The organism is Arthrobacter sp. K410C (assembly GCF_059090105.1).
Map to the genome: position 1 here is coordinate 50,194 of NZ_JBNHFJ010000016.1, position 19,539 is coordinate 69,732.

Below are 19,539 nucleotides of genomic sequence, written 5' to 3' on the forward strand. Positions count from 1 at the left end.
AGGCTAAAAAGCCCCTGAGCAGGGAAAACACTGTGCCCGAGTCGGGACTCGAACTGTCTTCCAAGCCCTGCAAACACTGGGAACCCGCGAAAACATGCGGAATCCTAGCCAGTCCGAAGGCTGTTTGGCCCAGTACGAGACGAAAAGTGTGGGCATTGTCCACACCCCCTTTCGGGGGCGCTGGAGGACTACCGGGGCACCAGATGCCTGGAAATCTCGACGGCAGAGTCCAGCAAGTCGATAGTGCCCGCGGCGACTCCGACGACGAGGTCGAAGCCTGCATCCGTGGCGAAGTCATGCCGGTAACCGTCGATCCACAGCAGCAGCACCATGAGCGTCCACGCCGTCCGTTTGTTGCCATCAATGAGTGGATGGAACCGGGCGACCGACTCCAACAAGGCAGCCGCCTTCACCGCGAGTTCCGGATAGGCTTCCGCGCCCATGACAGTCGTAGCCGGCCTGGCCAATGCCGAGGCCAACAACCCGACATCACGGATATGGAAGCCGTACCGATCAACTACCTGAAGTGCATCCTCAATGCCCAGGTACGCTGTCACGCGTCTTCAAGGCGCTTCAGCAGATCAGCGTCATGACTCATAACAAAATCAAGACCTGCGCTGATTTCACGTCGGCGCGCGTGGCGCTGCAGAACCAACTCGGCTCCCTGCAACAGAAGCGCGGACTTGGACGTATGTTCCTCGGCAGCCAACTTCTCCAGCCGCCGATCGAGGTCTTCAGGGACACGGAGATTCATAGCCATGCCTTCATGGTACCAAGTCGGTACCCGCCCTTGACTGTGCTGCACGCCTCGCTAGTTGGACCAGACTCACCCGAGCAGGATCGCGGTGTCTTGGAAAGCTCTGTCGTTTTTCAAGACGCTACGCTGCTGAACCCAGAAGTGTCTGTCCTTCCGACCTCGCTCTAATCCCCTAGAGCCGACACCCGCTCACCTGTCTCGTAACCAAGGATGAGTACCAGATTCTGGCTACGAAGTTATGAGACATAGTTACGAGAATCGCCCTTGCCATCGCGCGTACAAGATTCCAAAGAAAATAAGCGACCCTGCAGGTCAGACGTCTCTCCGCGGAAATGAGACATCTCATTTCCCAAGGGTTTTGAGACGCCTATGGTGTGTGCAGCGTTTAGGGCGCCTTCACCGGGAAGTTGTGCAGGCCGATTTTGGGCACGACAACCGCTATCGATTTCAAACGGCGACGGAGGCTATCAAGTGACTGAGTGCTGGCAGAATTATTTATGGAGCGCGCTCAATCACGCTGCCCGGGAACGAGTCTGCAAGTCTGGGGGAGTTAGTGTTTTCGATATATCTGCCTGACGGTGAGCCGTGGTATTCAGATAAACGGAGGGTCGTTGACCGTGACCGCGATATTGCATTGCAGTTCACCGGTGGCATTGGCTCGGAGGGGGTCCGGGGCTTCCTACTCTTCCACGGTGCCATGCAGCTGCCCTTCTCTACCGTAGAAAGAACCAGCGGCAACAGCGAGGCGGGCAAACCATACTTCGTATACGAAATTGTGTCATTTCCGGAGGCGTTCTACGGGCCAGGTGACACGGAGGTTCTCACTCACAGTTTTACTAGCCAAGAAGAAGCGAGTTGCTGGCGTCGTACAGCAGCCGAGGCATTGCTTGTCTTCGGGCGGGACTATAACGGCTTCGACTTAGACCCAGATTATGCGCGTGTCCAGCTTGATGACCGGATCCTAACGCGCAGGGATTTCGGCTACACCGAGTAACAGAACGGCGAATACGCCAATGACCCAGCAGCCGCACTGCTTGGGCCTGAGGACTTGCAAAGTGGCGCCGCCCGCGGCAGCGTCATCACGGCCAGCAGAGATGCTCCTATAGACAAGACCTATTCGAGAGAAGGGGTGCTTAACAGAGTGCTCACCCCGGTGAACTGGCATGATTTGCATCGGGGGCAATACGTTCCCGTTGGAGTGTCAGGCTTGAGTTGGGGGAACTGGCGTGTTTTCGATTCACTTGCCCGAGGGCGAGCCGTGGTACTCGGACAAACGACGCATTCTGGACGCGGATAGAGACATTTCGCTTGAGTTCTTGGGAACCACCGGTCCCGAAGATCGCGGGAACGCGTTCTTACTCTCACATGGAGACATCCATGTTCCATTTCATACCGTAATCAATACCGACCAAGTGGATCCCAAGAGTGGGAAGCCGTTCATCTCCTCGAAGTTTGTCTTCTTCGGGTCGAACATGTACCGCCAACACAACGGGGATCGCGAGCCCTATGAATTCGCCAGCGAGCAGGAGGCCGCTCAATGGCAAAGAAACGCTGCGGAGGCCGTGCTGATATTCGGCTACAGCTATGACGGACTGAGATATGCCCCAGACTACCTACGGTTCGAACTCGCCGACGTTATGCTAACCAGACGCGACTTCGGTTACACGGAGTGACCTCTCGGAGCAGATGGAAGCCGGGCTACAGTGGAAGAGGAGCGCGATCCACTAAGACTCAATACCTGTGTCTCATAACCTCAGCGCCTCGAATCCCTAGGGTTTTTGAGCCGGCCAGCGTTGAAGTCGGGGTAGGGTCAGCGGATCTGCTGGTCTGGATTTTGCCGATCGTAGAGCTCCCGTGACGCGCCGATGGCGTCTTTGTGCTCCAGGGACCAATCCGCGAGTTGTTTGACCAGCATGGTGAGGCTGTTTCCACGTTTAGTGAGTTCGTAGGTGACCTGGGCAGGGACGGTTGGGTATACCGTGCGGTTAACCAGCCCGTCGCGTTCAAGACGTCGCACTGTGAGGGTGAGCATGCGCTGTGAAATGCCATCGATAGCCCGCTGAAGCTCGCGAAAGCGTCTTACGCCGGAGGCCAGCTCCACGATGACCAGCACCGACCACTTATCACCGATCCGGTCGAGAACGTCTCGAATTCCGCAGTCCGGATGGTCGGCTTCGCCGCAAGGTTCCAGGACGGGGGTTACTTCCGTGTGACTGCCTAACACCAAAGTGCCTCCTTGTGGGCCCTTGCTCGGTTACCGATGATGAGTCTAGTTATCGAAAAGTACCAGTGAAATGAGCCTGCCCATGATTCTCGTTACCGGAGCCTCCGGCCACCTCGCCACAGCTATCCTTGAACACCTCGCGAAGGCTGGCGCGCCGGCAACCGGAGCAACCCGTAGCCCCGGCCTTACCAGCCAGTTCCGGGCCCTGGACTTCGATGTTCCCGAAAGGATCTCCTTCGAGGGCGTGGAGACACTGGTCTTGGTGTCTGCGGGCACTGAAGAAGACGACATCGTGATCACCAGGCACAACAACGCCATCACGGCTGCCGAACGCGACGGGGTCAGGCACATCGTGTACACGAGTCTCACTGATGCCGGCGACCACCTGGGATTCGCACTTGCCCACCGCTGGACAGAGCGCCGCCTTAGCAGTGGAACGGTGCGGTGGACCATCTTAAGGAACGGTCTTTACGCTGAGCTGATCGGCCAGCTCCTGACCCCGCAGGAAGGTGTCATCTCTGCTCCATTCGGGCAGGGCGGCGTCGCCGCGGTCGCGCGGGACGACCTGGCCGATGCAGCGGCAATCATCGCGCGGAGCCCCGAAAAGCACCAGGGCAAGACTTACGACTTCGTTGGGAACACTGTCATCACGGCGCAGGACCTCGCTGACACGTTGGGGGCAGAGTACCGGCCGGGCCAACTCACCGAACTGCGGCGGGCCCTAAACTCCGCACGCTTGCTGCCCTTCCAGCCATCTATGCTGCTCTCAATCCATTCCGCCGCAAGTCACGGGTTCCTCGAGGAGACAGGCACGGACATTGTCGACATCCTTGGACGGGAACCCCTGAACCCCCTGGAAATTGCGGTTGCTGCCGCGACCGCTTGACGAGTAGTTGGGTCCTCGATCTCTAGAGCGACACAAACACAGGAACGTGACTCTATCCGGCGCGCATCACTCGGTTGTCCTCCTGGCAGCATTTGCCTCTGCTCTGCCGTCGTGGATAGGCATCGCTGGACTAATCAGCACAGGACCAAGCGGAGCCACTCGCCTCTCCCATTCCAATCCAGCTATACGACGCCGAAGGAGGGAGAGCAGCGAGAGTGGACCCCTGAACGCATGAGAAGCGCGTCGCCAGAACCAATGTCTAGGGGCCCCTGAAGCCGGCTAATGACCTCCCGCATGGTGACATCTATAACTCTTGTGCCGGTAAAGGTTCCCGTCCGAATCGCTAGCCATGTAAGACCGCCGGCCCTAAGGGTGCGACGTGAAGCGATCACAGAACGCCGCCATTTCTTCGGCGAGCTACCCACGGCGGAGGAGTGTCCCACTGGATGTGTTCCGGTTCCAAGGAAATGGCACACCCGTGCATGTTGATTGCTGTGGGGACGTTTCCCGTTCGCTGGAAACGTCCCCACAGCTTGCGCGTGGTAATCCTAGGGCGCTGATTCCGTCACAGTGACTTTAGTGGAGCTCCACCCCATGATTGCGTTTGTCGGGAAGTCAACGTCTCCCTCAGCTTTGACGCTACGGTCCCCGATCATCATGCCCGTATTGGGGTCGATGATCACCTCGTGTCGTACATTGGAGGACTTCTCGAGGTACCCGATGGCTGTGCCGACCCGGTCATCGACGGTGGCTTGACGTGCAGTAACTTCTATCCCCGGGACTAGGGCAGTAGCGCGGAACAGCGCTGCTCTCAGGTCAGCCGGCACCTGGTGGGTTCGCAGCAGATCAGACAAGAACACCAGGACCTGCCCAGACGGGGATTGCCCCTTGCCCTTGGTCTGCGTGCGGATGACCTCGAGCAGTTCCTGAGGATCCCTTGGCAGGGTAGCCAAGTATTTCGGTGTTGGTGTTGCGTTGGGGCCTGCTTCGTCGGGGCCATAAAATTCACCGTTCTTCGCCCTCAGCAGTGAGTCCTCGTAATCAAACTCGGCTTCGAGTTGAGCGAAAATGTCGGGAGAAATACCGAAGGCGTTGTTAATGTGGCCTTCAGTCCGTTCAAGAACCCAGTCTGCAGCCGGGTCCCCGGGAATGTAAGTATTCGTGTTTTCCTGCACGTGGACGAAAACAACGACTCCGTCCGATCCCACGGTTTCTGCTGTTGAAACAGAGGACCTGGAGACCTTGAGGTACTGACCGGCGGGAACGGCGGGATCCACAGCGTGAATAGTACGCACCGCTGCGTTCTCCAGAAACTCAGCCGCCTCGGCGCTGGCGCCTCCGCTCCACTCCGAAGGACCAATGACGTCCACCGCAACCATTCCGGCCACGATCGCTGCAGCTGCGGTGCTGAGCAGCAGGGCTCTACGCGTTATTCCTCGTTGAGGACGACCCTGCCTATTTTCGACGAGCGGGCGGTGCTGAGTCCCTGTGACGATTCCTGGCTTCGTAGTGCTCCGCACTTCTTCCAGGAGCATTTGCCGGACGGCGTCTCGTCTTGTCTCGTCAATTTTTTGGTCCGTGTTCATCGGAAACTCCCTTCGGTGCTGAATTCTGCGGTCGCGGCCAGGTGGGGAACCATGCCGGCCAATCGTGATTTCGCCCGTGAGAGACGCGACTTCACCGTGCCGGGCGGGATACCTAGTGCCGAGCTAGCGCTGGCAACGGAAAGCTCTTCCAACACGCATAGGGTCAGGATGTCCTGGTCTTTTTTGCTCAATTGTCTGAAGGCCTGGTGCACGGCTTCCGCGTGTTTAGTGGATTCCATGTGATGCATCACCGTTTGGGCAGGGTCTGGTTCATGGACTGGTTCCGGCAATTTCGCCAGGAACAACGCGTATCGGTGTTCTGCACGCCTGAAGTTACGCACGATGTTGTTGGTGGTCACCAGGAGCCACGGCAATATGGTGTGGCCAGTGACTGTAATAAAAGCTCTTCGCCGCCAAGCTTCAAGAAAGACCATGGCCATGACGTCTTCTGCGGCCGCTGAGTTAGGCACGAACCGAAGCGCGTGCCGGAATATCCGCCCGTGGTGACGGTCGAAAATGATGCCAAAAGACTCTTCTTCGCCGCCAAGGGCACGTTCAAGCAGAACGTCGTCCCCCAGTGAATCATCTGCTTCGTTCATACCTCGTTATGTCCACACCCAAGAATCGGTTCCACCGTCACACCCATTCTTGGCCATGTCGCATCTCGGAACCTTGCCTAGGGGTTGCCGGCGCGGGCTAGCGTTGAACAGATGGTCCTCCGTATTTACTTCAATGGCGAAGCCCGGCACATCTCCTGCCTCAGCGCAGCCATGGACTGGGGCTACCTCGTCAACCGATAGAGCACACTTTTACACGTGCCCTGAGTTGCAAGGCAACTTGGTAGACATGTCCCGTTCAAGGTTGGTCGCGGCCTCTGGTGTATCCGAAGTCGGATAGCCGGAGGTGGTCGCCGTTGACGTCAACCCGGTAAGCGCCTTCTGGGCTCAATAGTCCGGTGCCCGCCATGCCGTAGACGAGGACGGCCTCGGCAGCGATTCGGAGCCAGTATTCTTTATCGGCGTCATTGGTGAACGTGTGGGGCAGGTACCAGCCCCGATGTTTCGGATATGGATTTTTCATTGCGGGGGTCGCCCTGTTGCCAAAGAAGCTGAAACGGGTGAGTTTGTAGCTTTGACCAGTAGCCGGATCGGTGTGGCTTTCCCAATACACGAACTCCGTCCCTAGCGGGATAGCGATGTGACCGTCACCGAGCAAGCAGCGCATGTTTTCGCTTCGCGTGTGCCTGTATAGCAGGACGAAGTACAGGCCGCGCTCATGGTCCACCAGCCATTTGCGGCGGCTCGGGTCGGTGAACTGCAGCGGCCAGGGCCTTCCCTCATTCGGGTACTGTTCAACGGCAAACATCTCCCACCCCCTGAACACAGCCTAAAATGCCCGCTGAAACTCCGGCCAGTGCATGTTGGACAGCCCGGAGAGAATCAGCGTCGAGTAAGGGATCCTTTACCGAATGTCTGCCGGCTTGGTGCGGGCCATCAATTCGTTCAGTGCGTTGTTGATTTGGTTGAGTTCCTCCCCGGGTTCCAGGGTCAACTGGCCGCCGACAGACCATATCCCGGGGAATTCCGGATCGTGCAAATTAAAGCTGAGATTGATGTGGCTGCCCGTGTGCTCCGCCTCAAGCCGCAGATCCCGCTCTAGAGAAATGTACGATTTGATGCCCCGCCAGCCGGACCAATGCTCGACTAGGTCGTTGAAGAACTTCGAAAGGTCATCAAATCCGTTTCCGTAGTGCGCGGCGACTTCTCGGCGCGCCACCAGATCCTTCAACTCGACGGACACGACGATACTTTCTAGGTCTCCATCTGGTGACCGCTTCACGTCTTCAAAAATGATCCGCTGTGCGTGCCCGACCTCTACTTTGTCCATGCCCCAATTCTCATACCCTTGCCGCCCCTGGCCCGCCCCGAATGGATCTCCTTACGGACAGCCGAGCCCTCCTCCAAGTCCAACTGGATGTGTCTCGAAACCTCTGTGCCTCAAAACGCTATGGTTTTGAGGCGCTCAGGTTATGAGACACCAGGATCCAGCTGTCCCGTAAGAGGATCTTCTAAGAGGACAGTGCCTCTAGCCGGCTCTTTCAGATGGTGGTGAGGAGCGTGCCGCCGATTTCTTCGATGCGCTTTTCGTTGCGCTGGTAGTGCGTCCACGGGCCGATGCGTCGACTAGTGACAAGATCGGCGCGTTGCAGGATGGCCATGAACTGTGACGCGGTGGATTGGGACACCCCAGCCCGTGCCTGGATGTGCTTGAGGCACACACCGACCTCCTCGGCCGGTTGCTCCTGAGGAGGGAAGGATTTTGGATCCTTCAGCCATCGCATGATGCACAGACGTGTTGGATGGCCCAGGGCCTTGAACACCTGCACCAGCTCGTCCTCGCTCAACTCATTCACCCCACCAGCATATCGGCACTTTCCGATCTGTCGATGCCGTGATACTGCTTAGATCGGTAATAAACGATATGACGATGCTAGGATTCAGAGGAGCAGGGACATGAGTTCGAAAACAGCAGTGGTTGTCGGGGCGCGCGGAGTGATTGGCGGGAATCTGGTCAGTCACCTCGAGCAGTTGGGTGACTGGGACATCATTGGCCTGTCTCGCCGCGGAGGGATTAGTTCCGGCCGGGTCCGGCATATCGCAGTCGACCTGCTCGATCGGGATGACACCGTAGCTAAGCTCTCTGACCTCGTGGGGGTGACGCACGTGTTCTACGCCGCGTATCAGGACCGGCCGACGTGGGCGGAGCTTGTTCCGCCGAACCTTGCGATGCTCGTGAACACGGTCGAGGTCATCGAAGCGGTGTCCCCTGGTCTGGAGCACGTGTCGCTGATGCAGGGGTACAAGGTGTACGGGGCGCATTTGGGTCCCTTCGCGACGCCGGCCAAGGAGGACGCCCCGGCGCACATGCCACCGGAGTTCAACGTCGACCAGCAGCAGTTCCTCGAATCTCGGCAGGCCGGCAAGGCTTGGACGTGGTCGGCGCTGCGCCCATCGGTGGTGTGCGGGATCGGATTGGGGAACCCGATGAACCTCGCCATGGTCATCGGGGTCTATGCCTCCATCAGCAAAGAGCTCGGCATCCCGCTGCGTTTCCCTGGCAAGCCCGGCGCGTACACCAGCCTGATCGAGATGACCGACGCGGGGCTTCTCGCCAAGGCCACGGTCTGGGCCGCCACGGACCCGGCCTGCGCGAATCAGGCCTACAACATCACCAATGGTGACCTGTTCCGGTGGGAACACATGTGGCCGAAGATCGCAGCGTTCTTCGATCTCGACACGGCCCCGCCCCTGCCCATGTCCCTGGCAACGATCATGGACGACAAGTCGGAGCTGTGGGACGCCATGGTGGCGAAACATGACCTCGAATCCATCCCTTATAGCGACGTATCCTCATGGGTCTTCGGGGACTTCGTCTTCGCCTGGGACTACGACGTCCTCTCCGACAGTTCCAAGGCCCGCCGCGCCGGCTTCCACGAGTACGTGAACACCGAGGACATGTTCATGAGCATCTTTCAGGACCTCCGCGACCAGCGCATCATCCCCTGAGTCCGGGGCGCCGCAGGGGCGCGTCGGTTCGTCGACAAGGGTGATGTGCCGAGTGCATCAAATCGTTGCAAGCACTCCCTCGGGGAACTCCCGAAGGGAGTGCTGCACGCTTGGATCTGGCCTGCCACTGCTGTCTGCGTTCTGCCGGCTCAGAAATCACTCGATTCAGTGTGCTGAGTTGGGAAACCAGTCAAGCGATTCGATGTCAGGGTTTTCCCTTATCTGTTGGATAAGCGCCCGGCTTCCAAAGATTTTGCTTCCCATCAGGTCGTAGTCGCTCCAGACAAGCCAGGCCCGGTCCTCGGGCCACCATAGTTCAGGAGTGACGCGGTCGTTCGGGTCGGAAACACTCAGCAAATCGGTGACCATGCCGGGGAGTTCTGGCCGGTGTCGAATGTCTTGAAAAGCGGCCAAGGAAATGCGCTCGGGTAGGGTCGAAGGATCAAGCTGTAGGGGGCACTTGCTATGAAACGATCAGGCCGCATATCGGTAGTCATCACCACGATTGCCGCAGCGCTGCCGTTGGCCGGATGTACATCTACGCCTCCACGAATCAGTGCGCTGGACCGTGAAGCAACCAGCGCGGATGTCCTGCCGGCGCATGTGCCGGAGATGATGCGAACCGAGCACACAACCCGGCTTCTAGCCGCTGAGGACGGCATCAGGTACTTTGTCGCGCAGGCCACGAATGCTCCGTACACGTGTGTGACGGCGTTCCCTGATGACCGGCCGGACCTGTGGATCACTGGATGCAGCGACCAGTCCGATCCGGGAAAAGAAATTGTTCGGACTGGCATGAATGGAGTCGTCTCCGTTGTCCTGGTCCCGGACAACTACGACTCTTCGCAAATTGAGAATGAGGGTTTCGTAGCCGTTCACGAGAATATCCTCGTCGCGGGGACCTAAGGAAGAGTCCCAGGCGCATAAGCACCACGGCCTCACGGCCGCCTCGTGGAGAGTGTTGGCGCCCTGTCACCCCCCAAAGTGCTGACAGGACGCCGCGGGCGTGGTTCCCCGGGTTAGCTCTCGTCGAGGGCCGGGATTCCGAGCTGGGCGCAGACTTCAGGTGGGCCGGGGATGACGGCCACCGTTTCGTCAACCACACACGCAGTCAGGAACGGTATGTAATTCCCGAACGTCTTAAGGGCCGGATCCGGGAAGAGGGGCTTGTCGTTCTGGTCTTTACCTCCCTCTACGGTGCCCGGAGCAAAGGGGAGCGGGGAAACGAACCCCTCAGGGATGATGTCGTCATTAATGCCGTTTGGGTTCATGGTTCCCATGTCCCATGCGCGGCTGCACTGGTTGATGGGGTCGTTGACCTGTTGCATTCCGGCGTTTTTGTCGTCGGGGTTTGGGTTGTTCTTGTCATCGAACCCGGTGATGAAAGTTCCGGTGGTGATGTACGGGGGCATTCTGTCCCCCGGTGCACCCGGAATGGGGTAAGTGGTGGTGAGGTCGGCTCGGAAGTAGCAGCGGATGTCCCGCTTGTCTTCGACCGGGGCCAAGGCAACGTAGACGCCCGCGGCCGTGGTGCCAACCAGCGCGGTGCCGGCGACGGCGATCACGACTGGGAGGGTCAGCCATTTCCGGGCCGGCTTAGGGCGGCGGCGTGCTTCCTCCCCAAGCAGGTTCTGGACGCGGTTTTTAGTGTCTTTCGGGTAAGTCACTTCAGATAGGTTCATGACAGCCTCGCTTCAACGATTGTGGTGTCGAGTTGTTCGACGGGCTCAATGACCCGGCTCATGCCAGCCAGTTTGGTTCGTGCCCGGTGAAGCCTTGATTTCACTGTCCCGGCCCGTATGCCGAGCGTCTTAGCGGCTTCATCCTGAGGGATTCCGTTCATAAGGCACAGGATCACGACGTCCCGTTCGCCGTCGTTCAGCCCGGCAGTAGTGCCAAGCAATTCGCGGACCTCGCGCTCCGCATCCAGCCTGGAAGCAACTGCTTCTGCATGGTCCGCTTCATTCTCACCATGCCGCGGATCAGAGTGCGGCAGCCGGGCAAGGAAGTCAGCGTACCGCCGTGAAGCCCTGCCACGATTGCGGTCAGCGTTCGTTGCTACCCCAAGCAACCACGGAAGGACACTGTCCCTCTCCGGCCTAAGCCTGGTCCGCTGCCGCCACGCCTCGAGAAACGTAACCGAGACGAGCTCTTCCGCATCATGCCAGGAACCGCAGCGGGATAGGCAGTACCGAAAGACTGCGTCAGCGTGCCTGGCGAATAGAGCCTCAAAGGCATCTGCGTCACCTGCTACGCACTTGCGCCACAGGTCTTCGTCATTCTCCGCCATTAGCCTCATACCTTGTAGTGTCCGCCGGACCAGAAAAGGTTCCCGGCGGGGATGCCGGCACAAGACACCACAATAATCTTGGTGTCTTCAAACCCTCTGCGCCGCATAACCCTAGGGTTTTGAGGCGCAGGGGTTTCGAGACACCGAGGGGCAGGAAACCACGCCCAGCTCCTCTTACGGCTCCACAAGTCACATTCGCCTTCCAGAATGGCTTATTTTTTCAGGCGCTCCTCTGCAACCTTCCGCTGTTTTTCGCGCAGCTCTTGTATCCGGATCTCAAAACGGCCGGGAGGGGCAGGGGGTGACGGGGGGTGCACTCGGACCGGGAACCAGTCAAGAGTTTCAAGGTCGGGGTGGCGCCGCAGTTCTTCGATGAGTTCCTTGCTGCCGAAGACTTTTGACCCAAGCAAGTCCCAGTCTGTCCAAACAGCCCATGTCCGGTCCTCTGGCCACCAGAATTCAGGTGTCACGTACGGCAGGCCTGGCCGCAGCAATGTAGGCAGCAGGTCTCCGAGCGTGAAGGAGAAAACTCGTGGGTGCACCTCGCTGTTGACGTCCACGACTCGGCCCAGGATCTCATCTTCGAATGGGTCGGCGGCGGCGAACATTGCTTCCATTCGATCTGTTGTTGTCGCAGCGCCAAGCAGCGGCAGGAGTGCCTCCAGCTCCACCTGGCCGATGGTTGCATCGACCGGCTGATACACGAAGTCAGCATCCGGCAAAACGAGTGATGCTTCGCGCGAGCTTAGGAAAGCATCCCAGCGGAAGCAGGGAGGAACTTCAAGCCCATCCCAGAAGGCCCCGCGCAGTGGAACACCTTTGATTTCAGCTACGTCCTTCCACCTCACCCGTACAAACTCGGGTGGTGGGGCGACCGGGTAGGGGTTTGGATTCTCCTCATCGGCCAGCGCTCCGGGGTCGATGCCAGGTGGGCAGACGTACTGATTGTGAAGGATCCAGACACTGTCCTCGCAGGCCAGTGGAAGGACATCCGTTTCGGCATTGATAATGACGTCGTCGCCAAGCCAGCAAAGGTCATCCGCGAAGCCCTTAACTGACCAACCGGCCGGCATCGAAGGGCGGGGACGGTCTGGCCAGGGCCAATCCATCACGTAACACCCTGGCGGCAACGCCGTGTCCTCATTAATCATGAGCCGAACCTACCACCGGGTCACACCAGGTACCGCTCTCCATCCAACCAACACCAATGGCTTCTCTGCGGCCTCGAAACCCTAGGGTTGTGAGGCGACGGGAGGTTTCAGAATGATTGCCCCCAAGCCCTTACTCAGCAGGCCTGACCAAAATTGTGCACGAGGGGTCAACATCGGCGGCCCAGGCTAGAGTCGGCAATTCTGCGCCCTCAAGACCGCCGAGTTCAAGGGCGGCTTGAGCTGATAAATGTGCTGACTGAATTGATTGTCCGTTGGCGACAGCTGCATAAAACTGTGCGGCATAAGTGATGGCGTCCCCATCATTGATCTCATCTGCCATTCCGATAGCGAAGGGGGTGACCTCATTCACGAGTTGGTCAATCTGGGCCGCTGAGTTGCAAGAGTTGAGAAGGACCAAGAGCGGTGGGTTATCCGTAGCCTTGACTGCGGAAGCAAACGCCCGGGCGCTAACTATGACGCCCTCATGCTGCTCGTCCTGGTCACGTTCGAACATGATGAGGTCTTCGTTGCTGTGACCGGAGAAATGCACTACGTGAGGCCGGAACTTAGTAATTCCATCGAGCAGGTCTGAAGTGGTTGCTGCCGGCCGCACGTCCAATTCGACAAGATCCCGGTGCAGGGCGCTTTCTACGGCTGCTCGGATACGTTTCTGCTCCCTCCCTACGCGGAGGTCGCCCTCGGAAGCTGCACCAAGAATAAGGATCCTCAAACGCTCTGGCTTTGGAGAAGGCAGACTCCGCACAACGCTGCTGGCCATGACTTCAGCCTGAACGATCCGACGGTTAAGGGCGGCAGAGTCAGCCGCCATACGGCGGGCCGCCTGCTGTTGCTCACGCTTTCGTTTGCGCTCGGCGGCGTCGGCCTCGGAGCGCTCGGCCGTCAACAACTTGCCCTGTAGGCTCAGTTCTTCCCGCGCGTAGGCAATCGCTTTATCCTGCCAGCGGTTAGCTTCCTTGCCCGCCGCTGCGGCGTCATTTTCATAGCGCTCAGACTCTCGTCGCTTACTTGACGCGAAACTTGGACTTGTTGCTTTGTCTGCGGCGGATCGCGATTTGGCAGCGGCAGAACGCTTCACCGTCTCCTTATTCCGGTACTCTCCAGCTCTTTTCTCGGCGTCCATTCGCTGCTTGCGTTTCCGGTCCAATTGCCCGCGATACTGACTCGCACTCATCACAAACCCCCAACCTCGATAGAACATGTGCTTTTAAGGTGAGCCTACGTCCTGCCCCTGACAAAAGATTGCACAACGGACGGCCATCTGGATCCCGTGTTTCTCTGGCTACTTCGCCTCGGCATCTCCCGGTCTAAACCGTCCCGTATGAGGTTCCAGTATGGGGGCCTGTCCAATCTCAGAAGACACGACTTCTGAGAGGCCCACGAAAGTTTTCCTCATTTCTAATGGAACCGTTTAGGGGTTGCCGGACACTTATGGGTATGGGGAACCAGGGGAACGCAGATAAGGACAGTGATCTATGGTCGCGGGTCTTGGATGGTGATGGTTCCGCTTTCGCTGAACTCTTTGTTCTCCACCGCGACCGGGTTTTTGGTCACGGCCTGCGCCTCGTAAGAACTACCCATGAGGCAGAAGACATCACGGCGATGGTGTTCCTTGAGGCTTGGCGCTGCAGAGCAAGTGTCAGGCTGGTCAACGATTCGATCATCGGCTGGCTGTTGGTCACCGCTACCAACGTGGCCAGGAACCGCATCAGATCCAACCTGCGGTATGAGCAACTTCTCCGGAAACTGCCCCGCATCGAGACGGAACCGGATCACGGCGACTCCGTGGCAGACGCCATTGACCGAGATCGACGCTCTCAGGTCCTCAACCACGCCTACCGTTCGCTCGGACGGAAAGACCAGGAAATCATCGCCCTCTGCGTTCTCGAAGAGATGAGTACGACCGAAGTGAGCGAGCTGCTAGGTATTCCGCCTGGCACCGTGAAATCGCGGCTCTCACGCGCTAAACAAAAATTGTCGCAGCTGCTGAATCCACAAACCGGGCTGCTGTCGGCTAACCCACTCACCTCTGAAGAGGGCACACCATGAGCGACACCCCTAATTCACCGCACTTCAACGAGGCACGCAGCAAAGCTATCGAACAGCTCCTCACTAACGTTGCCCAAGACGGAACCCCGGAAAACCGTCACTTCCAAAACACTAAAGGCAAACGAATTCTGCTTGCCGGCGTCGTGGTCGCCGTGGCAGCCAGCGGAGCGGCCGTAGCGCTGCAGATGCCAGTCACTGATAAGAGTTCAGTTGCTTGCTTCGCACGCGCCGAACTCAGCGGCAGTCAATTCCCCGGGACCACCGCCGTCCTGGGGGAAGGCACCAGAGTCGGCGAACAATCCACGCAACGCAATCCGATTCCTATCGAGGACGCGTTGGCCCTGTGCAGAGCTATGTGGGCTCAGCACGGACTCGACCCCAATAGCCCGAACGGCATGGCACACCCCAGCCTCCATGACCCCAGTTCTTCCTACCCGGTCCCAAACCCGCTGACCGTATGTGTTCTGACTGATGGCCGTGCCGCGGTAATCCCTGGCGATAAAGACGTCTGCGCTTCTCTCGGCCTAGTCCTGAAAGCCGAGGAGGAACCACAGCCCTGATCGTCAACGGCTCTCTGGGCATCGGGGACGCGAGAGGGGAACCTTTCCGTCCCGAAAAAGGTTCGCTAAACAGCCGTACACTTTTGGGCCTTGCGACCTGTACGGTGACGGTTTCGGCTTACGGGCACTAGGGGCGACATTAAGGCTGCGAAAATGCCGCCACTTATCGCTGCGATTCACAGGTATGTGTCACCGGTACGCTCGATAAAGATCCAGCGGGCGCCAAGAAGGGGAAGCTCCGTGAACCCTTTTCGGCCAGCGGGCAATACATAGTGTGAGCACAGACAACGACATCATCAGGCGGTCCCGGGACAGCCCCGAAGTTTTCGGGGAGTTGTACGACAGACACGCCTCAGTCATCTACAGATATGCAGCCAGAAGGGCCGGCGACTTCGCCGCCGACGACGTCACGTCCGAAACGTTTCTGGTCGCCTGGGAACAACTCGAAACCTATGACCTGGACCGGGATGATGCCCGGCCCTGGCTTTTCGGGATCGCCACAAACCTGCTCCGGCGGCACCACCGGGCCGAAGCCAAGATGCTGAAAGCCGCAGCGAAAGCAGCTTCACGGGAAGCCGTGGCTGACGATTCGGACCGCATTGCCGCCCAGGTGGACGCCGTTTTGGCGACCGGGCGCATCGCCCGCAGCCTGAAAGCTATGGCGGCCATAGACCGGGAAACGCTGCTGCTCTACGCCTGGGCGGACCTGACCTACGAGGGCATCGCCCTGGCCATGGACGCTCCTGTGGGAACCGTGCGGTCCCGCTTGAACCGCGCCCGCCGGACCCTGCGAACCCAGCTCAACCTCGAAATACTTGATGAAACGGAGAACGACCATGGACGACTTGCAGCTGCTCCGCGAAATGCGTAGCGACATCGGCTCCGCACCGCCGGCCACGCTGGCACGTGGCCGTGAACAAGTAATGGCGAAGATCAGCCCGGCTTCCACCTCTGTGGCAACGACAGACAACCACGCCAAAGGCACTGTCACCCCGATCCGCTTCCGGCGCCGTGTCCTGCTCGCTTCGGCGGCTGCGGCTCTGCTCGTGGGGGGAATCGTTGTGGCAGACGTTGTCAGGCCCAATGGTCCCGGAGCAACCGCCGAAGCAGCCGAGGTCCTGAACAACGCCGCAGCAGCAACCATCCAAACCTCCGACCCGGTGGTGGGACCCAGCCAGTACCTGAAGATCGATACCACGGCCGTCTACGCAGCGGGCGTCACATTGGGGGACCCTGGAACAGGCGGCCGTTCGGTGGAGTGGCTGGACAAGTCCTTGGACCAGCTCTACATTCCCGCGGACCAGACATCCGAATGGATCTGGAACCGCGAAGCCCGCATCTCAACAACGTTCTTCAGCGTGGAAGCCAAGGCAGAGGCGACCAAATATCAACAGTCCCACGCCGGCGAACCCAGCAGGATGGGAGAACTGCTGCGGGCACCGGGGGGGAACTTCTACGGAGAACCGCGGCTGCTGTTCGCCGGCCTGCCCCTGGAGGAAGGCGTGAAGAATCTGCCCCGCGACCCCCAAGCGCTCCTGGACGCAATTCGGCAGCGAGGCAAGCAAGGCAGGCCGGACGCTGAAACGCTAGAAAGCATCGCGGCCGCCCTGCGAACCGGAGTCGTTCCGGCCGACCTGCGCGCCGCACTGTATAAGGCGGCCGCGCTCATTCCCGGAGTCACCGTCGTAGACAGGGAAGCGAACCTTGATGGCAAGGTGGGCACCGCCATCGGGATCGAACACCCGAACAGAGGAACCCGGACCGACATCATCATTGATCCAGCCACCGGGCTGCTGATCGGAGAACGGGTGATCACCCTGACGGCCGGCGAGACTTTTCCGGCTGGAACAGCCACCGCTTGGACCTCAGTCCAGACCTCCGTGGTCAGTTCAGCCCCATAACCATCAAATCAACTGCGGGAAAAGCGGAGGCGGCCGACCACTCTTTGGGTGGTCGCCATCCAGCAGGACCAGTGCGTCGGACACTCTTTGGGAGTGTCCGACGCACCTCTTAAAGTCCACGAGCGTCCCGGTCAACGTTCCTCGGCTGACCACGGTTTCTTGCCGCCGAAACCTGCGGGAATGATTCAATGAGCGGATGAAGGAGCCCTGGTTCAAAGATCCCCTACTGCTGCGTTCAATTCCTCTGAGTGCCCGTCCTTCCGCTCAGCGGACAATGCGACTCTTGGATCGACCCGAAATCCCCACCTCTACCTGCCTAGTCCAGGACACAAACTGGCACGTGGCCGATTACCCGGAGATTTACGTCGAAGGCGAGCTTGTGCAGATCCCCTACCGTATCCACTACTCCTGGCCCCAAGAGCATGTGATGTCGCGACTCGCACCCGATGAACAGCTAGTCCTTGCCTGCTGGATGACCCGGCACCACGACGGGCGAGTACGGCAAAAAGCCCTGTCCCTGGTCTTCGCCTCGGACGTCTCCTGGACCATCCCCTTCGTAGTTCAACTCTGCGGCGAGTACGTCATCGAGGTAGGGGAAGACGTGTATGACTTCCTTAACCGCGACCTGCCCCACCGGCCCGGTCTCCAGGAGGCTTACAAAACGTTCTTGGTTGAAAACCCCGAGTTCCTCAGCCTCACCGAGCAAAGGGCAATGAGCTACTGGTTGGACGATTACCAAACCAAAATGCCGCAGGGCGACTACCCTCAGTTAGCAGCCCTGAGGCTTTTGGAGCACCTGTCTAGCTAGGACCAAACCGCGCAAAGCAAGATTCCCAGTCCGAATGCGAAGGCTGTCCCATTGAGGGTTCCTCTCGTGATTGGGAAGCCCTAACGCGTTATCGTTAGTGGCTTTTCCGGCTTTGCACAGGAGGCGAGCTCAAGCTGCACAGTTCCTCCTGCACGGTTGTTTCTTCCGGTATCGTCGCACCAGTCGATGTTGTGCGGCATTGCAGTCACCGTCGCTTCTCCAACCGCTATTTCAGCAGGAACTGTGAAGGTGTACGTGAATTCGCCGGAATCAGTCATTGAAGTCGTTGCGTTGATGACTTCGGCACCGCTTTCATCGGTGACACTAACTTGAATTTGGGCATCGGGGCCGTATTGAGGGTTACAGTCCGCCTCGGGTGCTGCAATTGTCACCGTATCTCCCGGTGTGGCGCTTGCCGGAGTCACCGAATAGGCAGGGGGAAGACAAGGCGGCTCACCGTCCGAGGATGAGGAGCATGCGCCCGTGGTAGTTACCAAAGCACTGCCAACCAGGACGGCGATCAACAACTGCCACGATTTCTCGCTCGTGGGAAACCTGCCAGGAAACTTCATATACCTATTGTTGTCCTGCTTGCGTGACCGCTCTCGAAAAGCCAAAAGTCGTCCCCGAATCGTTGTTCTCCCTGCCGCCTGGCGGCATTTCTAACACTTGTGCCGGTAAACGTTCCCCATTTAGATGTCTCGAAGTCTCTGCGGCGCGACCAACGAGCGGGAGTGTGTCAGATGCCGGGGGAAAAGATCGTGATTTCCCCGCTGGTTAACGCTTGATCCACGCACTCCGCAACCCGCATTGCATCGATCTCCGATGATCCTGCATCCAGGCGTATACCGAGGCGGGAAGCAGGCATGTCGGCGCTCATTACGGCACTTTCTACGCTTGGATCGTCCTCGCAGGAATCCATTGATTCAAAAACGGGAAAACTAACACCAATGCTCCAGCGGTCGTCGGCAGAGGCGGCGCGGGGGTAGTCTGCTGGCGCAGCTGGCACACAAGCGGCCAGCAGAACCACCAGTAGTGGAGTAAATGTCTGTTTCCGCATGAAGCCCCCTGAAGCTAACAGCCCGTACGCCTAACTCTATGGGGGCCGGCCCGCCCTGCGCTTGGTCCAGCCTGGCTTGTCTCATAACCTCTGTGCCTCGAAACCCTAGGGATTTGAAACACATCGGTTATGAAGGTGAACCGGCCAGGCCCTCCGCCTGCAATGAGGTCCTATCGTCCGCTGCGGATACTTCGAGCCAGACCTGAACTGTCACCATTCGACGTCATCTCGCCCGAGAGGATGCGCTCTTCCAGCCCACCGCATTGCATGTTGCTAAACCATGAGAGGTAGATGTGGCAATGTCGCCGCTCGCACATAAACTCGCTCCATGGGGCCCATCAACAAGTTCGGATGGAGATCGCCGAGGTGGTTGAGGTGAACTTGCTCGATCGCATCGATCAACGTCTTTCCGATACGCGCGCGCGGATCGACCCGCGCGATTTCGAAGACTGTGCTACCTCCTTGCTCAGTCCAGTCCACCCCGCACTCGTGCCCATCATCGGAGGCTCCGACTTTGGTCTTGACGCAGAGATCACTGAGGATTCACGGCCGGCGTCAGACCCCGTAGTGGCGGCAGCCGCCACTGAGAACGGGCAAGTAGGACCTGGAGACTACCCTCCTGCCTGCGGAGCGGCTATGGTCTCGGTCATGAGACCGATCATCCTCCTCGACATCAACGGTGT

General features: G+C 58.9%; 25 protein-coding genes. 10 read left to right on the forward strand and 15 right to left on the reverse strand.

Annotated features, from left to right (window positions below):
• Positions 1-188: 188 nt before the first annotated feature.
• Entirely contained in the window at positions 189-557 is a 369-nt protein-coding gene (locus tag AC5RU7_RS17700) for a type II toxin-antitoxin system death-on-curing family toxin (protein ID WP_494053329.1), read from the reverse strand.
• Positions 554-760, reverse strand: coding sequence for a ribbon-helix-helix protein, CopG family (locus AC5RU7_RS17705; protein ID WP_229666519.1), 207 nt, complete (start codon positions 758-760; stop codon positions 554-556). The genes AC5RU7_RS17700 and AC5RU7_RS17705 overlap by 4 nt, the downstream gene beginning before the upstream one ends.
• Before the next feature lie 1,223 nt (positions 761-1,983).
• Here AC5RU7_RS17705 and AC5RU7_RS17710 point away from each other — a divergent pair.
• Positions 1,984-2,430: a hypothetical protein gene (locus tag AC5RU7_RS17710; protein ID WP_494053330.1), complete on the forward strand. Its 447-nt coding sequence runs from the start codon at positions 1,984-1,986 to the stop codon at positions 2,428-2,430.
• Between the two features lie 137 nt (positions 2,431-2,567).
• On the opposite strand, the gene AC5RU7_RS17715 is transcribed toward AC5RU7_RS17710, so the two are convergent.
• Positions 2,568-2,981, reverse strand: coding sequence for a winged helix-turn-helix transcriptional regulator (locus tag AC5RU7_RS17715; RefSeq protein ID WP_494053350.1), 414 nt, complete (start codon positions 2,979-2,981; stop codon positions 2,568-2,570).
• 82 nt (positions 2,982-3,063) lie between these two features.
• Here AC5RU7_RS17715 and AC5RU7_RS17720 point away from each other — a divergent pair, with 82 nt between their 5' ends.
• On the forward strand, positions 3,064-3,867 hold the full coding sequence (locus AC5RU7_RS17720) for an NAD(P)H-binding protein (protein ID WP_494053331.1): 804 nt from the start codon (positions 3,064-3,066) through the stop codon (positions 3,865-3,867).
• A 548-nt stretch (positions 3,868-4,415) separates the two neighbouring features.
• On the opposite strand, the gene AC5RU7_RS17725 is transcribed toward AC5RU7_RS17720, so the two are convergent.
• From AC5RU7_RS17725 to AC5RU7_RS17745, 5 genes are all read right to left on the reverse strand, one after another.
• Positions 4,416-5,453, reverse strand: a complete 1,038-nt coding sequence (locus tag AC5RU7_RS17725) for a CU044_5270 family protein (protein WP_494053332.1) — start codon at positions 5,451-5,453, stop codon at positions 4,416-4,418.
• Positions 5,450-6,052 (reverse strand): RNA polymerase sigma factor, encoded by a 603-nt coding sequence (locus AC5RU7_RS17730; RefSeq protein WP_494053333.1) that lies wholly within the window; start codon positions 6,050-6,052, stop codon positions 5,450-5,452. Before AC5RU7_RS17730 ends, AC5RU7_RS17725 begins: the two co-directional genes overlap by 4 nt.
• 256 nt (positions 6,053-6,308) lie before the next feature.
• Positions 6,309-6,818, reverse strand: coding sequence for a hypothetical protein (locus AC5RU7_RS17735; RefSeq protein WP_494053334.1), 510 nt, complete (start codon positions 6,816-6,818; stop codon positions 6,309-6,311).
• A gap of 96 nt (positions 6,819-6,914) precedes the next feature.
• The gene (locus AC5RU7_RS17740) at positions 6,915-7,340 is read right to left on the reverse strand and encodes a DUF6228 family protein (RefSeq protein WP_494053335.1); all 426 of its coding nucleotides are present in this window, start codon (positions 7,338-7,340) and stop codon (positions 6,915-6,917) included.
• A gap of 211 nt (positions 7,341-7,551) precedes the next feature.
• Positions 7,552-7,866, reverse strand: a complete 315-nt coding sequence (locus AC5RU7_RS17745) for an ArsR/SmtB family transcription factor (protein ID WP_494053336.1) — start codon at positions 7,864-7,866, stop codon at positions 7,552-7,554.
• 100 nt (positions 7,867-7,966) lie between these two features.
• Between AC5RU7_RS17745 and AC5RU7_RS17750 the strand changes: the two genes are divergently transcribed.
• Positions 7,967-9,019, forward strand: a complete 1,053-nt coding sequence (locus tag AC5RU7_RS17750) for an SDR family oxidoreductase (protein WP_494053337.1) — start codon at positions 7,967-7,969, stop codon at positions 9,017-9,019.
• 165 nt (positions 9,020-9,184) lie between these two features.
• Here AC5RU7_RS17750 and AC5RU7_RS17755 read toward each other — a convergent pair whose 3' ends face one another.
• A complete protein-coding gene (locus tag AC5RU7_RS17755; RefSeq protein WP_494053338.1) occupies positions 9,185-9,388 on the reverse strand; it encodes a hypothetical protein in 204 nt (67 codons plus the stop codon).
• Positions 9,389-9,484: 96 nt separating this feature from the next.
• Between AC5RU7_RS17755 and AC5RU7_RS17760 the strand changes: the two genes are divergently transcribed.
• Complete coding sequence (locus AC5RU7_RS17760; protein WP_494053339.1) at positions 9,485-9,925, forward strand: hypothetical protein; 441 nt, start codon at positions 9,485-9,487, stop codon at positions 9,923-9,925.
• Between the two features lie 113 nt (positions 9,926-10,038).
• Here the strand turns inward: AC5RU7_RS17760 and AC5RU7_RS17765 are convergent, their stop codons facing one another.
• The 4 genes from AC5RU7_RS17765 to AC5RU7_RS17780 all read right to left on the reverse strand — a co-directional run bounded on the left by AC5RU7_RS17765 (position 10,039) and on the right by AC5RU7_RS17780 (position 13,601).
• Positions 10,039-10,701: a hypothetical protein gene (locus tag AC5RU7_RS17765; RefSeq protein ID WP_494053340.1), complete on the reverse strand. Its 663-nt coding sequence runs from the start codon at positions 10,699-10,701 to the stop codon at positions 10,039-10,041.
• Positions 10,698-11,309, reverse strand: a complete 612-nt coding sequence (locus AC5RU7_RS17770) for an RNA polymerase sigma factor (protein ID WP_494053341.1) — start codon at positions 11,307-11,309, stop codon at positions 10,698-10,700. The genes AC5RU7_RS17765 and AC5RU7_RS17770 overlap by 4 nt, the downstream gene beginning before the upstream one ends.
• Positions 11,310-11,521: 212 nt before the next feature.
• Complete coding sequence (locus AC5RU7_RS17775; RefSeq protein ID WP_494053342.1) at positions 11,522-12,460, reverse strand: hypothetical protein; 939 nt, start codon at positions 12,458-12,460, stop codon at positions 11,522-11,524.
• 130 nt (positions 12,461-12,590) lie between these two features.
• Complete coding sequence (locus AC5RU7_RS17780) at positions 12,591-13,601, reverse strand: CHAT domain-containing protein (RefSeq protein ID WP_494053343.1); 1,011 nt, start codon at positions 13,599-13,601, stop codon at positions 12,591-12,593.
• A 314-nt stretch (positions 13,602-13,915) separates the two neighbouring features.
• Here AC5RU7_RS17780 and AC5RU7_RS17785 point away from each other — a divergent pair, with 314 nt between their 5' ends.
• The 5 genes from AC5RU7_RS17785 to AC5RU7_RS17805 all read left to right on the forward strand — a co-directional run bounded on the left by AC5RU7_RS17785 (position 13,916) and on the right by AC5RU7_RS17805 (position 17,796).
• Complete coding sequence (locus AC5RU7_RS17785; RefSeq protein WP_494053344.1) at positions 13,916-14,527, forward strand: RNA polymerase sigma factor; 612 nt, start codon at positions 13,916-13,918, stop codon at positions 14,525-14,527.
• Positions 14,524-15,087, forward strand: coding sequence for a hypothetical protein (locus AC5RU7_RS17790; RefSeq protein WP_494053345.1), 564 nt, complete (start codon positions 14,524-14,526; stop codon positions 15,085-15,087). The genes AC5RU7_RS17785 and AC5RU7_RS17790 overlap by 4 nt, the downstream gene beginning before the upstream one ends.
• A 274-nt stretch (positions 15,088-15,361) precedes the next feature.
• Positions 15,362-15,958, forward strand: a complete 597-nt coding sequence (locus AC5RU7_RS17795) for an RNA polymerase sigma factor (RefSeq protein WP_494053346.1) — start codon at positions 15,362-15,364, stop codon at positions 15,956-15,958.
• Positions 15,924-16,988, forward strand: coding sequence for a CU044_5270 family protein (locus AC5RU7_RS17800; protein ID WP_494053347.1), 1,065 nt, complete (start codon positions 15,924-15,926; stop codon positions 16,986-16,988). Before AC5RU7_RS17795 ends, AC5RU7_RS17800 begins: the two co-directional genes overlap by 35 nt.
• A gap of 340 nt (positions 16,989-17,328) precedes the next feature.
• A complete protein-coding gene (locus AC5RU7_RS17805; RefSeq protein WP_494053348.1) occupies positions 17,329-17,796 on the forward strand; it encodes a hypothetical protein in 468 nt (155 codons plus the stop codon).
• A gap of 80 nt (positions 17,797-17,876) precedes the next feature.
• On the opposite strand, the gene AC5RU7_RS17810 is transcribed toward AC5RU7_RS17805, so the two are convergent.
• Together AC5RU7_RS17810 and AC5RU7_RS17815 are read right to left on the reverse strand one after the other, a co-directional pair.
• On the reverse strand, positions 17,877-18,188 hold the full coding sequence (locus AC5RU7_RS17810; protein WP_494011093.1) for a hypothetical protein: 312 nt from the start codon (positions 18,186-18,188) through the stop codon (positions 17,877-17,879).
• Between the two features lie 347 nt (positions 18,189-18,535).
• A complete protein-coding gene (locus tag AC5RU7_RS17815) occupies positions 18,536-18,856 on the reverse strand; it encodes a hypothetical protein (protein ID WP_494011092.1) in 321 nt (106 codons plus the stop codon).
• Between the two features lie 351 nt (positions 18,857-19,207).
• On the opposite strand from AC5RU7_RS17815, the gene AC5RU7_RS17820 reads away from it, so the two are divergent.
• Positions 19,208-19,539: hypothetical protein (locus tag AC5RU7_RS17820; RefSeq protein WP_494053349.1), on the forward strand; the 332-nt coding region annotated here is incomplete at its 3' end.

What these genes read in the sequence shown, in the direction of transcription:
- AC5RU7_RS17705 (WP_229666519.1), bottom strand. Translation starts at nt 760, where the DNA reads ATGGCTATGAATCTCCGTGTCCCTGAAGACCTCGATCGGCGGCTGGAG.
- AC5RU7_RS17720 (WP_494053331.1), top strand. Translation starts at nt 3,064, where the DNA reads ATGATTCTCGTTACCGGAGCCTCCGGCCACCTCGCCACAGCTATCCTT.
- AC5RU7_RS17725 (WP_494053332.1), bottom strand. Translation starts at nt 5,453, where the DNA reads ATGAACACGGACCAAAAAATTGACGAGACAAGACGAGACGCCGTCCGG.
- AC5RU7_RS17730 (WP_494053333.1), bottom strand. Translation starts at nt 6,052, where the DNA reads ATGAACGAAGCAGATGATTCACTGGGGGACGACGTTCTGCTTGAACGT.
- AC5RU7_RS17735 (WP_494053334.1), bottom strand. Translation starts at nt 6,818, where the DNA reads ATGTTTGCCGTTGAACAGTACCCGAATGAGGGAAGGCCCTGGCCGCTG.
- AC5RU7_RS17740 (WP_494053335.1), bottom strand. Translation starts at nt 7,340, where the DNA reads ATGGACAAAGTAGAGGTCGGGCACGCACAGCGGATCATTTTTGAAGAC.
- AC5RU7_RS17750 (WP_494053337.1), top strand. Translation starts at nt 7,967, where the DNA reads ATGAGTTCGAAAACAGCAGTGGTTGTCGGGGCGCGCGGAGTGATTGGC.
- AC5RU7_RS17755 (WP_494053338.1), bottom strand. Translation starts at nt 9,388, where the DNA reads ATGGTCACCGATTTGCTGAGTGTTTCCGACCCGAACGACCGCGTCACT.
- AC5RU7_RS17760 (WP_494053339.1), top strand. Translation starts at nt 9,485, where the DNA reads ATGAAACGATCAGGCCGCATATCGGTAGTCATCACCACGATTGCCGCA.
- AC5RU7_RS17765 (WP_494053340.1), bottom strand. Translation starts at nt 10,701, where the DNA reads ATGAACCTATCTGAAGTGACTTACCCGAAAGACACTAAAAACCGCGTC.
- AC5RU7_RS17770 (WP_494053341.1), bottom strand. Translation starts at nt 11,309, where the DNA reads ATGGCGGAGAATGACGAAGACCTGTGGCGCAAGTGCGTAGCAGGTGAC.
- AC5RU7_RS17775 (WP_494053342.1), bottom strand. Translation starts at nt 12,460, where the DNA reads ATGATTAATGAGGACACGGCGTTGCCGCCAGGGTGTTACGTGATGGAT.
- AC5RU7_RS17780 (WP_494053343.1), bottom strand. Translation starts at nt 13,601, where the DNA reads ATGGACGCCGAGAAAAGAGCTGGAGAGTACCGGAATAAGGAGACGGTG.
- AC5RU7_RS17785 (WP_494053344.1), top strand. Translation starts at nt 13,916, where the DNA reads ATGGGGAACCAGGGGAACGCAGATAAGGACAGTGATCTATGGTCGCGG.
- AC5RU7_RS17790 (WP_494053345.1), top strand. Translation starts at nt 14,524, where the DNA reads ATGAGCGACACCCCTAATTCACCGCACTTCAACGAGGCACGCAGCAAA.
- AC5RU7_RS17800 (WP_494053347.1), top strand. Translation starts at nt 15,924, where the DNA reads ATGGACGACTTGCAGCTGCTCCGCGAAATGCGTAGCGACATCGGCTCC.
- AC5RU7_RS17815 (WP_494011092.1), bottom strand. Translation starts at nt 18,856, where the DNA reads ATGCGGAAACAGACATTTACTCCACTACTGGTGGTTCTGCTGGCCGCT.